The organism is Helicobacter vulpis, assembly GCF_003660395.1.
GTDB classification, from domain to species: domain Bacteria; phylum Campylobacterota; class Campylobacteria; order Campylobacterales; family Helicobacteraceae; genus Helicobacter; species Helicobacter vulpis.
Genome location: NZ_QXQT01000103.1, coordinates 1 through 377 on the forward strand (window position 1 = coordinate 1; position 377 = coordinate 377).

Below are 377 nucleotides of genomic sequence, written 5' to 3' on the forward strand. Positions count from 1 at the left end.
CCTTTTTAGCGCGGTGCTCTTCTTTGCTTTTTAGTCTCTCTTGGAGTGCCTTTAACTCCACACAAAAGCGGGGCGGGGCAAACTCTGCATTGAATTGGTGGATGTGTTTGCCCTCAAGCAGGGGCAAAAGCGCAGCTTTTGCTAGCGCAGCTTTTGCTAGCGGGGCTGTTTGGGTTTTACTCTGTGTGTCTATGGGGAGAAACAAGTCTTTATCGGTGGTCATATTGAGTTCTTGCCTAAAATCCAACCACCCCTCATTGAGCCTTGCAAATTGAGAAGCGCAATGCTCTAAAATCTCTAAATCTAGCGCGCTTCTGACCTCTTTGAGCGCGCATTTAGCAGAGTTTAACAGAGATTGAAGGGGGATTAAAAGGGGC

At 47.7% G+C, this 377-nt stretch carries 1 protein-coding gene; it reads right to left on the reverse strand.

The annotated features are described in order from the left end of the window. On the reverse strand, positions 1 to 377 hold a 377-nt coding region (locus EAO38_RS08770), incomplete at both ends, for a hypothetical protein (protein ID WP_162982773.1).